We start from the raw sequence: 12,764 nt of genomic DNA, 5'->3' as shown, positions 1-12,764 counted from the left end.
TACTATCTTCAGTGATTTTATTTAATCTGATACGATACGGCTTTCTTCCAGCCTTCCATCTTTTGGTCTCTAAATTCTTCCCCGGATTCACGCGGGATAAAGGTTCGATCAAAGCCGTTCAACTGCTCAAGCTCGGTTACATCCTGCCAAAAGCCTACGGCAAGTCCGGCTAAGCATGCAGCGCCCAGCGCCGTCGTTTCAATCACCTTAGGGCGAGCTACAGGGACGCCTAGTAAATCAGCCTGAAACTGCATCAGGAAGTTATTCTTGACCGCACCGCCATCAACACGAAGCTCAGTCAAGTGAATGCCGGATTCCTCCTCCATCACCTGTAGAACTTCAGTGCTTTGGTAAGCAATGGATTCTAGAGCAGCTCTCACCAGATGAGCTTTGCCGGCACCGCGAGTTAATCCTGTAATCATCCCCCGAGCGTCAGGCTCCCAATAAGGAGTTCCAAGACCCGTAAAAGCAGGGACGAAATAAACGCCCTCCGTATGGTTTACGGATAAAGCCAATCCCTCGGTTTCTCCAGCGTCCTGGATAAGTCCCAGTCCATCGCGCAGCCATTGAATGACAGTACCTGCATTAAACACACTGCCTTCCAGCGCGTAGCACACCTCACCATTTATTTTCCAAGCGATCGTCGTGATGAGGCCATTCCGGGATATAACAGGTCTTGAACCGGTTTGCTTCAGGACAAAGCATCCAGTGCCATACGTATTTTTGGCCATGCCTTCCTTGAAGCACCCTTGCCCGAACAAGGCAGCCTGCTGATCACCTGCGGCGCCAGCTATCGGGACGCTTACTCCTTCTGACAGCAAGGATGTATGTCCATATACTTCACTGGAGGCTCGAACTTCCGGCAGCATAGCGGCAGGGATATCAAATTCCTGTAATATTTCCTCATCCCACTGCACTGTATGAATGTTAAGCAGCATCGTTCTAGAGGCATTCGATACATCCGTAACATGCTGGCGTCCTTCCGTCAGCTTCCAAATGAGCCAAGAATCGATGGTTCCGAACAAAACTTCTCCTCTAATCGCTTTTTCACGAATACCTGGATTGGAGTCAAGAATCCACTTCAGCTTCGTACCTGAGAAGTAGGCATCCAGCACGAGTCCTGTTTTTTCACGGATCTTGTCTTCCCATCCCTTGTGTTTAAGCTCGTCGCACAAGGCGCTGGTTCTGCGGCACTGCCACACAATGGCTCGATGCAGCGGTTCCCCCGTCTGCTTATCCCATACCACCGTTGTTTCTCGTTGATTCGTAATCCCAATAGCAGCAATCTCTTCCGCAGGAATCGATTGTACGGCTTGCTTGAGCACCTCCAGCTGAGTGTCCCATATTTCATTGGCATCATGCTCAACCCACCCGGATTTGGGAAAAAATTGCGTAAATTCTTTTTGTGCTGTATGTACTATCGTCCCCTGACGGTCAAAAACGATGGCTCTGCAGCTCGTAGTTCCTTGATCTATTGCAACGACATAACGGGACTTGTTCATCGATTCTCCTCCTTGTCGTACATGTGGCTTAAATATAAACCGTTTTCATGTTGAAATCTAACACAAACCCAATTTCTCTGTCAATAAGTATTGATTCGTCATCATTCTCATGATATGATACGGTTAATTGAGCAACACCCTAACAAGTTAATAATCTGGTCAGAGAATAAGAGTAGACCGTAACATACCTTGCCGAAGCTGATTTTGGCTTTTGCAGGGACGTGTTATCGGTCTTTTTTGCGTATTTACACACATAATCAAGATGAAAAGGGTGGATTTCACATGACGTTGAATTTTTCTGGAGCGCACCGTGCTGATCATATAGAACAGCTCTCTAATCAGACACTAGACCTGCTAGTCATAGGGGGCGGCATTACAGGGGCAGGTATTGCACTCGATGCTCAAACAAGGGGAATGTCAACCGGGCTCATTGAAATGCAAGATTTCGGAGCTGGTACCTCCAGCCGTTCCACAAAGCTGATTCACGGAGGGCTGCGTTACCTTAAGCAGCTCGAATTCAAAATAGTTGCTGAGGTAGGTAAAGAGCGCGCCATTGTATACGAAAATGCGCCTCATGTCACGACCCCGGAATGGATGCTGCTCCCCATCATCGAAGGCGGTACTTACGGCAAGCTGGCTACTTCCGTCGGATTACTTCTTTACGATTTCTTGGCAGGTGTTCGCAAGCAGGAGCGACGCATCATGCTGAACAAAGATAAAACATTGAACATGGAGCCGCTGCTTCGCACGGATAAACTCAAGGGCGGAGGCTACTACGTTGAGTACAGAACGGACGATGCAAGACTTACCATCGAGACGATGAAAGAAGCCGTTCGTCGCGGAGTTAAAGCGATTAATTATGTTAAAGCCGATAATCTGCTTTATGATCAAGGAACCATTGTCGGAGTTCATGCTGTCGATCAATTGACAGGGGAAGCCTTCGAAATTCGCGCCAAAAAAATTGTTAACGCCGCAGGTCCGTGGGTGGATACGATTCGTGAAATCGACGGCTCGAAGCAAGGCAAGCGACTCCACCTTACTAAGGGTGTCCATCTCGTTATCGACGGGAAGCGATTCCCTCTGAAGCAAGCCATCTACTTTGACACCCCGGATGGCCGTATGGTGTTCGCAATTCCACGTGACGGCAAAACCTATATCGGGACAACCGATACGAATTACACTGGCGACATTACTCGCCCGCGTATGACGGTGGAAGATCGAGATTATATTGTGCGGGCTGCGAATTTCATGTTCCCGACCCTAAGGCTAGAAACTAAGGATGTAGAGTCGAGCTGGTCAGGCTTGCGTCCACTTATTCACGAGGATGGCAAATCTCCATCAGAGCTGTCTCGTAAAGATGAAATCTTCATTGCACCTTCAGGATTAATTACAATTGCCGGCGGCAAGCTGACGGGATATCGCAAAATGGCCGAGCGTATCGTCAATCTGGTTGCTAACCAGCTCGAGCAGCAAGGACATTCTCTCTTCCCTAGCTGTACGACGGACAAGGTTCAGCTCTCTGGTGGAGATGTTGGCGGATCACGAGGATATGCGGCCTTTGTCAAAAGTAAAGTGCAGCAGGCGGCAAAATTCGGTTTGAACGAGAAGGAAGCGAGTGCGCTAGTTACTCGCTACGGTTCCAATGTAGACCGTCTACTCGAGCTTTACCATCAGCATCAGGAGGAAGCCAAGCAGTATGGAATGCCTGGGATATGGCTTGCCATGCTGCTCTACGGAATTGAAGCGGAGATGGTATGTACGCCGTCAGACTTCTTTATTCGTCGAACTGGCGCCATGTACTTCGATATTCAATCTGTTAACCAATGGAAGCAGCCAATTATTGCTTATATGGCCCATATGTTCGGTTGGAGTGAAGCAGAGATCGAGCAGCATAGTGCAGACCTGGAACACCGTAGAGAAGATGCTGTCGATCCTCTTGCCGTTGAACAGAAATAATTAATTCATAATAATTTATAGAAGTCCTTCATATTGGCTCCATATTTCTTTGCGGGAGGTCGTTACGGCGACCGCCCCCGCTTTTATGGCCATTTCCACATCGTCCACGGTACGAATCAAGCCTCCCGCTAAGATAGGAATACCCAGCTGCTCTTTCATTTCCGCTATAATATGGGGCATAATGCCTGGCAGCACTTCAATATAATCCGGCTGTACCTTCTCCGTAATTTTATAAGTCATCTCTAACGCCGTCGTATCTAGTAAAAAATGCCGTTGTATCGCCAACACCTTATTCTTTTTCGCGGTTGCAATAGCTGCACTTTTCGTTGAAATGATTCCGGCCGGTTTTATCGATTGGCATAAAAATTCCACCGCGTATTCATCATTTTTCAAGCCTTGAATCAAATCCGCATGGATCAGCATCTTCTTTTGATGCGATCTGGCAAGCTGTACGATACTGGTTAGCTGGGAAATGTGAATATCAAGCAGCACCAAATAAGTGAACCGGCTTTTTAGCAGCAGCTCCAAATCTCTCATTTTGCGAACTGCGGGAAGTACATTTTGACCGTAAAAGTTCAAAGACGTTGCCTCCTTCGAGCATGGCCTTATGGACTATAATAACTGCTGCTCCAAAGACTTATATACATTCGGTATCGTAACCATAAATTTGGAGCCCCGCCCTAGCGTACTCGTCACCTCGATTTTCCCTTCATGTGCCTCAACCAATGCTTTGACTATACTTAAGCCAAGTCCAACCCCACCGCTGAAACGGGATCTCGATTTATCTACGCGATACAAGCGATTGAACACATAAGGCAGGTCAGCGTTACTGATGCCTATGCCCGTATCCTGACAATAAATGATCGTAGAATCCGTGGTCCAATCGACGCCAAGCGTCACTTTACCGCCTTCATCCGTATATTTAATCGCATTGGATACAATATTGGAAATGATCTGGATCATTTTATCACGGTCAATCTCTGCATAGCATGGAGCATTAGTCGGTACAAACTGCAGCTTAACCCCTTTACTCTTAGCCATCTGCTGAAAATTACGATACACATTTTGGGTCAATTGAACGATGTTAATTCTTTTAATATGTATCGTAAATCGGGCCGCCTCTGCTTCAGACAAACGTTCCATATCATTCATCAGTCGCGTAAGCCGGATCAGCTCGTCATAGATTTGCTGCAGCCATTCCATATCGACTTCATATATACCGTCAATCATAGCCTCCAGCTGCGACAGCATCGACGTAAGAGGCGTTCGAAGCTCATGCGTTAAATCCTCCATGAGATGATGGCGCCAGTCCTCCTGTTTCTTCAGCTCTCTGGAGAGCTCGTTTAACGTTAAGGCGAGCCTTCTAACCTCCTCAGGGCCCTTTATCGCTGCTTGTACCTCCCAGTTGCCAAGTCGAATTTTATTCGCGGTTTCCTGAAGCCTCTGCAGATGGGCGGACAATAGTCGGGCAACCACAAAGCTGACCAGAACGGAAATCAAAATGATAACGCCGTAAAGCAGTCCGGAACGGGTTTGCATCATTTTTTGGTAGGCAATGACATTCGGATCTATTTGATCTAATGTCTTCAAATATCCCACTTGGAGAATGCCTCGCGTCTCCCCCTTAGCTACTACGGGATATTCCTGTATGATAAGGTCTTTCTGATCCTGAACACGCGTAAACATGTCGAACCAGGTATTCCTCTTATCTTCTCCGTAACGGACGAGAATACCGTATAAGGTCGCTCTGCGGTTCAACCAGGACTTCTGCTCCTCGTTATATGGGCCGACTGACAAGTTGTCGTTACGCATATCATCGATTAATTTGAAAGCGTTTACCTTCAATTGATCTTCTTGATAATGGGTAAATACATCCTGCCAATTAAAATTATACCCGTAAGCAACAATCGAAATAATTAAAATGAAGCAGCTTTGGAGCGTTATAAATAAAATAAATTCCATTTTGCGAAATACTCTAATCATCATCAAGTCGTTTCCTTCGTATCCGATTCTGCAGCAAACTTATAACCCGAGCCTACCATAGTTAGGATATATCGCGGCTCTTTGGTATCTTCCTCAATTTTTTTGCGCAAATTTTTCACATGAGTATCTATAGAGCGACTGTCCCCTTGGAAGCGATAGCCAAGCACGTGGAAGGACAAATCACTGCGCGACCATATTTTGCCGGGCTTGCTCGTAAACACTGTTAATAGCTTGAATTCCGTTGTCGTTAAATTCGCATGGATACCGCGCACAAGCAGTGTGCTGGCTTCCAAATCAACGACCAGCTGACCTTTATCAAAGGTAAGTACATGCTGCTTGACCGTATCCGCTTTATAAGCATGGATTCTCCGTCTAAGAGCGTGTATTCGCGCGATAACTTCTTTCACTCGGAAAGGTTTAGCGATATAGTCATCAGCACCCAGATTTAATCCTGCAATCGTATCGCTTTCTCTTGATTTGGAAGTAAGCATGATGATAGGTACGACGGATTTCGTCCTTATTTGTTGGCACACTTCTTCTCCCGAAATGCCTTCCAGCATGAGATCCAAAATAACTAAATCATAAGAGCCGTTCTCGAATAATTGGACGGCTTCCAAGCCGTTAGCAGTACAATCGACTTCCCAGCCTTCATTTTTCAAATAAGCGGAGACTACTTCGCGGATTTTAGGTTCATCTTCCACAAGTAATATATGCATCAAAATACCCCCTATTTCTACATATTACTTGTCAAAATGGAATTATACAAGAAAAAAAGCCTGAATTTCTCAGGCTTTTTACAGTCTGCAGGAATCGATAATGGTTGGATTTTGTCGAGGAATATCCGCAGCTCTATCAGAAAATCCGACCCAATCCTTCTTTTCCCGGGAAATAACGCTGATGGACATCTCCATAATCGAAATACCCAACACGCTATTATAATAGAAAAAAAGCCTGAACTCGTCAGGCTTTTCCCTTCTACTCTACGAGACCCGTACGTTCTACGCCTTCTACGAACCAACGCTGAGTAAACGTGTAGACAACCAAAACCGGCATAATGATCAAGAACGATGCAGCCATTTTGATTGGTTCTGCAAAAATACTTGGACCCGCTTGTTCCGCTTCAGCGGTTAGTGATGCTGCCAAACGAGACAAACTGATGGAAAGCGGGACCTCTTTAGCCCCGAACATATACATCGTAGGGTAATAGAAATCATTCCAGTTCCATACGAAGGAGAACAAGAATACGACGACTATAGCCGAAGTCGAAATAGGAAGCATGACTCGGAAAAACACTCTGAACACGTTCGCTCCGTCTATTTTGGCAGCCTCTTCAAGCTCCTTAGGAAGCGTACTGAAGAACTGTCGGTAAATGATGACGAACAGTGCGCCCTTCAATCCATGCCCGAAAATGGCAGGCACGATTAGAGGCAGGTACGTATTGATCCAACCAAAGTCTTTAAACAACAAGATGGATGGCAAAATCGTTACCTGAGGTGGCATAACGAATGTAAAGATAAGACATACGAACCAGAACTTTTTGAGTGGAAAATCCAGTCTTGCAAAAGCATATCCCGCTATAGCGCAGGAAATAACTTGCAGCACCGCAACACTCAGCGACACCGTCATACTTATGAAGAAAGCGTTGGAATACTTCAACAGTCGGAACGCTTCTTGAAGATGCCCTGTGAAAATGGAACGCGGTACCCAAATAACAGCTGGATCAAGCAAGTTGGACGAGTCTTTTACCATGGTTGTAATCATGTATATGATTGGCTTCACATAAATAAAAGCAACGTCGATCAGAATCAGGTACATAAACAATCTGAAGATTAAACCTTTATCGGCTTCCTTACCAATCAGTAACCGCTTGGTCGCTAAAAGCCACGATCTTAACGTATGAGTATCGAAGCGTACGTTCTTAATATCTCTCAACACTTTTTGCATTCCGTTTCGCCTCCTTTCTATTTAGCTCCGCTTGAGGATTTGGTTACCCTGGAGAAGATCAGCAGGACAATACCCAGGAAGAGCAGTACGATCATAAGATATATCCACGCCAATGCACTAGATAAGCCGTAGTTGGTCGTGTTAACCTTCGAAATGATCGGGTTGGACGGGAAGGTGAACAAGTCGACAACCGTATAGATCAAGTTCAGCAAAATAAACGGTGTCAAACCTGGCAATGTGATCTTCCAGAACGTTTCCCAAGGGTCCGCTCCATCAATCCGCGCTGCTTCATAAACGGAAGCCGAAATGGTTTGACGTCCGGCCAAGAAAATCAGAATTTGTACACCGGAATACCACAAGATAAGCACGAACGAATTAATAATGGAGTTTAAAGGCGCCGCCCAGGCTTTGGGCAAATACGTATTGATATAGCTGCCTAGCTCAAACTCCTGCACGAACGACAACGTGCCCTCGCCCTGAGTAATAAACTCCTGGATAATTTGTCCGGTGGAGAAAATGACGGGCAGGAAGAAAATGACCCTAAAGAACGAACGTCCGACAAATTTCTGGTTGAGCAGGATCGCGACTAGCAGCGAGAATACTACGATGACCGGAATCATCATCAGCGCTTGCCGTAAAAACGGCAGCAAGTCGTTGTACAGCAGCCCGCCATCCGCAAACAAAATTTCGCGGTAGTACTGGAACCCGACCGGCGAATATTCCACGCCGCCGGCCGTAATTTTAACTCGATTAAAGCTCATATAGAACGAATACACTAGCGGAAATGCGATGAATCCAAGAAATCCGAGAACCCAGGGTGCGATGAATAAAGAACCTTCCACTTTACGGAGAGTAGCGGAGCTCAATTTTAATTTGCGATTCATTGGCCTGCCCCTCCTTGCACTACGATAAAGTCTTGAGCTGGTATACTAACTTTGCCATCGCTATATGGCGTTGTGTTGTAGTTAATAACTACTTTCTTGCCTCCGTCGTAAGTAACTTCCTTCACGTTCGGAGCAATCGTTTTGTGCCCTACAATAAACTTGGTCTGTACATCGCCCAAAGCTTTATTGTAGCGTTGATATTCTTCAACAGCTGTCGATTCCCAATCATGCACATTCATACTGTAGTAATAAACGGAATAAGCACCCTTCATTTCCTCAGAAAGCGCATTGGTGAAGATGAATGAAGGACTTGCACCGTACTCGATACTGCGAAGCATCTCTGTCTTGTATTGATCGCGTAAGTTCGACCAGCCCGAAGAATAAGTGACTAGACCGTGCAGCGCAATTTGTAAAAACGGTACCGATTCATCAATAAACAAGTCATACGAATAATCGTCAGCGATGCGGTGAATATGTGTAATGTCCTTCAGTGTGTACAAATTGGCTCTTTCCACACTTGCTCCGCCTAACGTTTCTTTCGTTTCCTTCAGCATATCTTGCTGTGTATGCATCGTTTCCGTTCTGGTAGAAGGTGCACGAGTATTGAAGTCACTGTTCAAGTAACGGCCAATACCATCTTCAAAATAAATCCCGTCCGCACCCAAAGATTTAAATTCGTTCATATCTTTGGATAGTGCATTTGCTGAGAACTTCGGACTCATCTGAGTAATCGTGTCACGGCTTGCAAACATTTCAAAATCCATCAGCTTGCCTGCAAGGTTACGCATCCCATCATATCTCGGATTGAATCCATCTCTTAGATTATTGTTATACGTGTAGTTAGCTGTCAGATACACAGGTACCTTTAAGGAATGGGCGAATTGGATGAATTGCTTCATGCCTTCATTGCCACCCAATCGCTTATCGACTGGGAACAGGCCTCCGAAGGAGCTGTATCCGCCCTTCTGCCAGCCCAAGTATTGGATGGACATATTTTCGATGCCAAGACCGTATAGTCTCTTCACCATTTCCATCGCTTGAGAGGTAGAAGTTCCTAGCAAATATTTATCCCACAGCATCCCTTTTTTCACGTCTGCCCCAACGATATCTACGAACATCGGAATTTTATTGGATGTAGCCTGAAGCGGCTTCACACCTTGTTCCTTCATTAGATACTCACGGTATTTGGATGCCATACCGGCATAGTCCGCATTCGTTTTATCCAGTAAGTAGTAGCGAGTACTGCGCTGATCCGAAGTAAACCGTTGTTTACTGTAGGTGAAGAACCCGGCATTCCCTTTCTTACTCGTGTTCTGGAAAAACTTAATCCGATATTGCCACTCCGCCGTAATCCAGTTGGATTGGCCGAATGCACCGGATGGGGATCCGAATACTTTGGAATATTCTTCTCCACCTGTCATTACGGCTACAAATGCCTTGTCTCCGGATTTCATGCCGTACACTGGCATTTTAGCTTGCTGACGTGCCGTTCTTTCTGCATAGAACGAGATATCGCTACCGTACATATTCTCGCGATAAATCGATTTGTCATTGATTTGCTTTTGCTTGAAGCGGATCAATGCGCCGGAGCCGTCTGGAACCAGCATGTAGCCATCTTGCCCAATGGAAGGCTCAGCGCCAAACATCGGGTACAGCTTCAAGTTCAACAGACTGAGCTTTCCTTCCTCAATCCCGCTATCAATGATTTTCGTTTCAACGAAATCATCTTTTACGTTTACTTCAACCGGAATTTTAAACCCGGAGGTTTTAAAGTTAAACGTCACTTTAAAGCCTGTTGCTGTCGTCTGGAACCCTTCAAGCACGCCCTTATCTTCAATCAAGCTTGTCATTTTGGGCTGTGACTTAAAGTTCGCAGCATCGATATATTCGACCATGATCGGGGAGCGTAGATTGTTTCTCCAGGTTCCCGTAATCGTCTCTTGAGGCCATAAATCCACATTTGGATATGAACGCCATATTTCACCGTTCCGCTTGTCTTCCACCTGGAAGTGACCAGTTGTGCTGTCTACCAATAGCTTAAGCTTGTCGCTTTGAGCAGCGAGCTTAAAGTTCGCGTCGCTCGGCAGCTCTGCCTTCACTTTGTTGACATCCACAGGAGCTGCAGGCGCTGCTGCTTGAGCCGGTGCAGCCGTATTGGCTGCAGGAGCTTGTGCAGCAGCATCAGGCTTAGCAGCATCCGCCGCATTTCCCGATCCGGCAGCGGGTGGATCCGCCGCATTAATCGTCTGTACCGCCTGCGTTGCAAAGAGAGATAAGCTAAGCGCAGCGGCCAGTGTCGCGGAGAGGACTATTTTTGTACGTTTACGTCTCATCGGATCGTCACCTCCTGATAGATCGAATAGAAGAAGTCTTTCATCTCACTGCTTAATCCGAATGTAATGAATATGAGAACACCCAGAAGCGTCATCGTTACAAGCGATAAGAAAATATTCATGATCGTTTCGCCGACGCTATAGTTTTGCATGGATTGTACTTTCCAGAACATCAGTGCCCCGACCCATATCATCATGGCCACTTGCAAGAAAGAGTAAATCGCGCTTTCACTTAACGTCATCGCGTTGGAAATCAATGTTAACGGCAATCCTACCAGTGCAATCGGGAACAAAGCATACGTGCTGCCGAAAGCAACATCTCTGAATCGGCCCTCACCGCGATAAATCGTACTTATCAAGTAGTTGGAAACGATCCAGCCTACCCATAACACCATAAACTGGAAGAACACCGTAATCAGATTAACATCCAGAACAACTGCCGGGTTAAAGGTGAAGTTGGTGAAGGCTCGGTAGATACAAAATGAAACCAACGCCAGCAGCAGCATGATTGTACTGCTTGCAAATCCGCCTTTTCCTTCGTAACGAATGGCACTGAATCCGTCGATCGGATGCTTCAAAATGTAGAATGCATGCTTCAGTTGAACAACCAAAGGTATTTTCGATCTTTGGCGGTTACGCCATTTTTTACGGAATTCACGTTTGCGCGTGAGTCGTTCAAATAAGAAGTAAGCGAGACCGACAAAAATGAGAATGTTCATTAACAAACCGAAATTTTTCTGGAACCACAGCAATCGGATTTGCCAGAAGGAATCCGAATAGCCTTGGATTTGCCCTGCATCATAGAACAATTTCTCAGCTAATTCGTAGTCACCCTTCTTGTAAGCTGCTTTGGCTAGACCCAGCATTGCCGGCGTGTAGTAAGCATTTAAACGAAGTACTTCCTGCCAAGGCTTCTCGCTCTCTTCATAGCGGCCTTCCTGTGTCAGCTGGTTCGCTTTATGAACCAACTCGCCGAATTCGGATAAGCGGAACACTTGCACTACGTTGTTTTCTTCATCCAAAATAAACAAATGGTTCTGAGAGTTGGATGCAATCGCCGATGGCGTCTTGACTACCCCTAGCTTGGAGGAAGAAGCGCTTGTGTCCCCCGACCAGAAAAACAACAAATTGCCGTTAGCATCGTACTGATTCACATATTTTAAAGTGGAATCAATAGCCGTAATGTTGCCGTTACGGTCAACTGTAAGATCATTCAGCTTAGGAGTCAGCTTATCCCTGCTCGGAAAACGGACTTCCCCGAACGTTTTGACTGCATCCCCCGTTGCTGAGGTATCATTCTTGGTTGCCAGCAAGTCTTTGCCTGCAATATTAAGCTTCTTAATCTGGCCATTGGGCACTTCTTTAGTCACGGTATAAATAAAGCCGTTTTGATCAATCGTAACGCTGCTTACAGAGCCCGGCAGCTTACTGATTTCTCTCAAATACATTTCACGGGTGTACAGCATCCGTTTTAGAGCGTCCATTACGGAAAAATCCGTTTTATTGGCACCAAAGAAGCTTTGGAAGTTACCTTCCGGATCCAATTGGAGCAAGCCTTGGTAACCGCCTAATGTAGCAATATAAAGGAAGCCGCGTTTATCTACTGCAACCTTGATCGGATCATACTTAAAGGATTCAGGCAAGAACTTCGTATCCGGCCGTTCGAACTTGCGAATCATCTTGCCGTTACTGTCCAACCGCAGTACACGCTTATTACCTGTGTCGGCTACATAAATATCGCCGTTCTTATCAATGAACACGCCCTCAGGCTTTTTCAATGGACTTTCTTTTACATCAATAATCCGTATGAAATTCCCCTTCTCATCCAAATGAACGATTCGGTTATTTCCTGTATCGGCAATGTAAATGTTGTCCTTCGTATCGATAAATATGCCTTTAGGCTGTACGAGCGGTGAGAACACCTGCTTAGTGGGATCCTTAGGATCCGGTACATAAATCTCCCGTCCCAAGACCTCGACCGGCGTATAGGCAGATTGTGTCCAGACGAGCTGACCAAATCCGTCCTTATAGTTCGTATCGTAAGGCACCCAGGCAAAAGCCGTTAAAGGCATCATGACCGAGGCAAACATGGTGATTGCCAGGAGAAGAAGTAACGGCCGGCGCCATCGTTTTTTGACTAACATGGTTCTTCCTCCTTTCTC

9 protein-coding genes are annotated in these 12,764 nt (G+C 46.0%); 1 reads left to right on the top strand and 8 read right to left on the bottom strand.

The features are described 5' to 3' along the window. Window positions 1–17 precede the first annotated feature (17 nt). Window positions 18–1,502, bottom strand: a complete 1,485-nt coding sequence (gene glpK / locus QMA13_RS09015) for a glycerol kinase GlpK (protein ID WP_282941010.1) — start codon at window positions 1,500–1,502, stop codon at window positions 18–20. A gap of 282 nt (window positions 1,503–1,784) precedes the next feature. Here glpK and QMA13_RS09010 point away from each other — a divergent pair, with 282 nt between their 5' ends. After that, window positions 1,785–3,458 (top strand): glycerol-3-phosphate dehydrogenase/oxidase, encoded by a 1,674-nt coding sequence (locus QMA13_RS09010; RefSeq protein WP_282941009.1) that lies wholly within the window; start codon window positions 1,785–1,787, stop codon window positions 3,456–3,458. A 15-nt stretch (window positions 3,459–3,473) separates the two neighbouring features. On the opposite strand, the gene QMA13_RS09005 is transcribed toward QMA13_RS09010, so the two are convergent. The 7 genes from QMA13_RS09005 to QMA13_RS08975 all read right to left on the bottom strand — a co-directional run bounded on the left by QMA13_RS09005 (window position 3,474) and on the right by QMA13_RS08975 (window position 12,746). After that, window positions 3,474–4,037, bottom strand: coding sequence for a glycerol-3-phosphate responsive antiterminator (locus QMA13_RS09005; RefSeq protein WP_282941008.1), 564 nt, complete (start codon window positions 4,035–4,037; stop codon window positions 3,474–3,476). A gap of 33 nt (window positions 4,038–4,070) precedes the next feature. Beyond that, entirely contained in the window at window positions 4,071–5,444 is a 1,374-nt protein-coding gene (locus QMA13_RS09000) for a sensor histidine kinase (protein ID WP_282941007.1), read from the bottom strand. Continuing rightward, window positions 5,444–6,157 carry a response regulator transcription factor gene (locus QMA13_RS08995; protein ID WP_282941006.1) on the bottom strand — a complete coding sequence of 238 codons (714 nt, stop codon included), beginning with the start codon at window positions 6,155–6,157 and terminating at the stop codon, window positions 5,444–5,446. The genes QMA13_RS09000 and QMA13_RS08995 overlap by 1 nt, the downstream gene beginning before the upstream one ends. A gap of 259 nt (window positions 6,158–6,416) precedes the next feature. Further along, on the bottom strand, window positions 6,417–7,385 hold the full coding sequence (locus tag QMA13_RS08990; RefSeq protein WP_282941005.1) for a carbohydrate ABC transporter permease: 969 nt from the start codon (window positions 7,383–7,385) through the stop codon (window positions 6,417–6,419). A 17-nt stretch (window positions 7,386–7,402) separates the two neighbouring features. Then, a complete protein-coding gene (locus QMA13_RS08985) occupies window positions 7,403–8,269 on the bottom strand; it encodes a carbohydrate ABC transporter permease (RefSeq protein ID WP_282941004.1) in 867 nt (288 codons plus the stop codon). Beyond that, a complete protein-coding gene (locus QMA13_RS08980) occupies window positions 8,266–10,602 on the bottom strand; it encodes a DUF5696 domain-containing protein (protein WP_282941002.1) in 2,337 nt (778 codons plus the stop codon). The genes QMA13_RS08985 and QMA13_RS08980 overlap by 4 nt, the downstream gene beginning before the upstream one ends. Next, window positions 10,599–12,746, bottom strand: a complete 2,148-nt coding sequence (locus QMA13_RS08975; RefSeq protein WP_282941001.1) for an SMP-30/gluconolactonase/LRE family protein — start codon at window positions 12,744–12,746, stop codon at window positions 10,599–10,601. The genes QMA13_RS08980 and QMA13_RS08975 overlap by 4 nt, the downstream gene beginning before the upstream one ends. Window positions 12,747–12,764 lie beyond the last annotated feature (18 nt).

Source organism: Paenibacillus sp. RC67, assembly GCF_030020805.1.
Lineage (GTDB): Bacteria > Bacillota > Bacilli > Paenibacillales > NBRC-103111 > Paenibacillus_S.
Note: the sequence above shows the minus strand (reverse complement) of the source record. Positions and strands in the feature narration are given on the sequence as shown.

Bases quoted from the DNA above. Each gene is read 5' to 3' on its own strand.
- glpK (WP_282941010.1), bottom strand. From the start codon at position 1,502: ATGAACAAGTCCCGTTATGTCGTTGCAATAGATCAAGGAACTACGAGC.
- QMA13_RS09010 (WP_282941009.1), top strand. From the start codon at position 1,785: ATGACGTTGAATTTTTCTGGAGCGCACCGTGCTGATCATATAGAACAG.
- QMA13_RS09000 (WP_282941007.1), bottom strand. From the start codon at position 5,444: ATGATGATTAGAGTATTTCGCAAAATGGAATTTATTTTATTTATAACG.
- QMA13_RS08995 (WP_282941006.1), bottom strand. From the start codon at position 6,157: ATGCATATATTACTTGTGGAAGATGAACCTAAAATCCGCGAAGTAGTC.
- QMA13_RS08990 (WP_282941005.1), bottom strand. From the start codon at position 7,385: ATGCAAAAAGTGTTGAGAGATATTAAGAACGTACGCTTCGATACTCAT.
- QMA13_RS08985 (WP_282941004.1), bottom strand. From the start codon at position 8,269: ATGAATCGCAAATTAAAATTGAGCTCCGCTACTCTCCGTAAAGTGGAA.
- QMA13_RS08980 (WP_282941002.1), bottom strand. From the start codon at position 10,602: ATGAGACGTAAACGTACAAAAATAGTCCTCTCCGCGACACTGGCCGCT.
- QMA13_RS08975 (WP_282941001.1), bottom strand. From the start codon at position 12,746: ATGTTAGTCAAAAAACGATGGCGCCGGCCGTTACTTCTTCTCCTGGCA.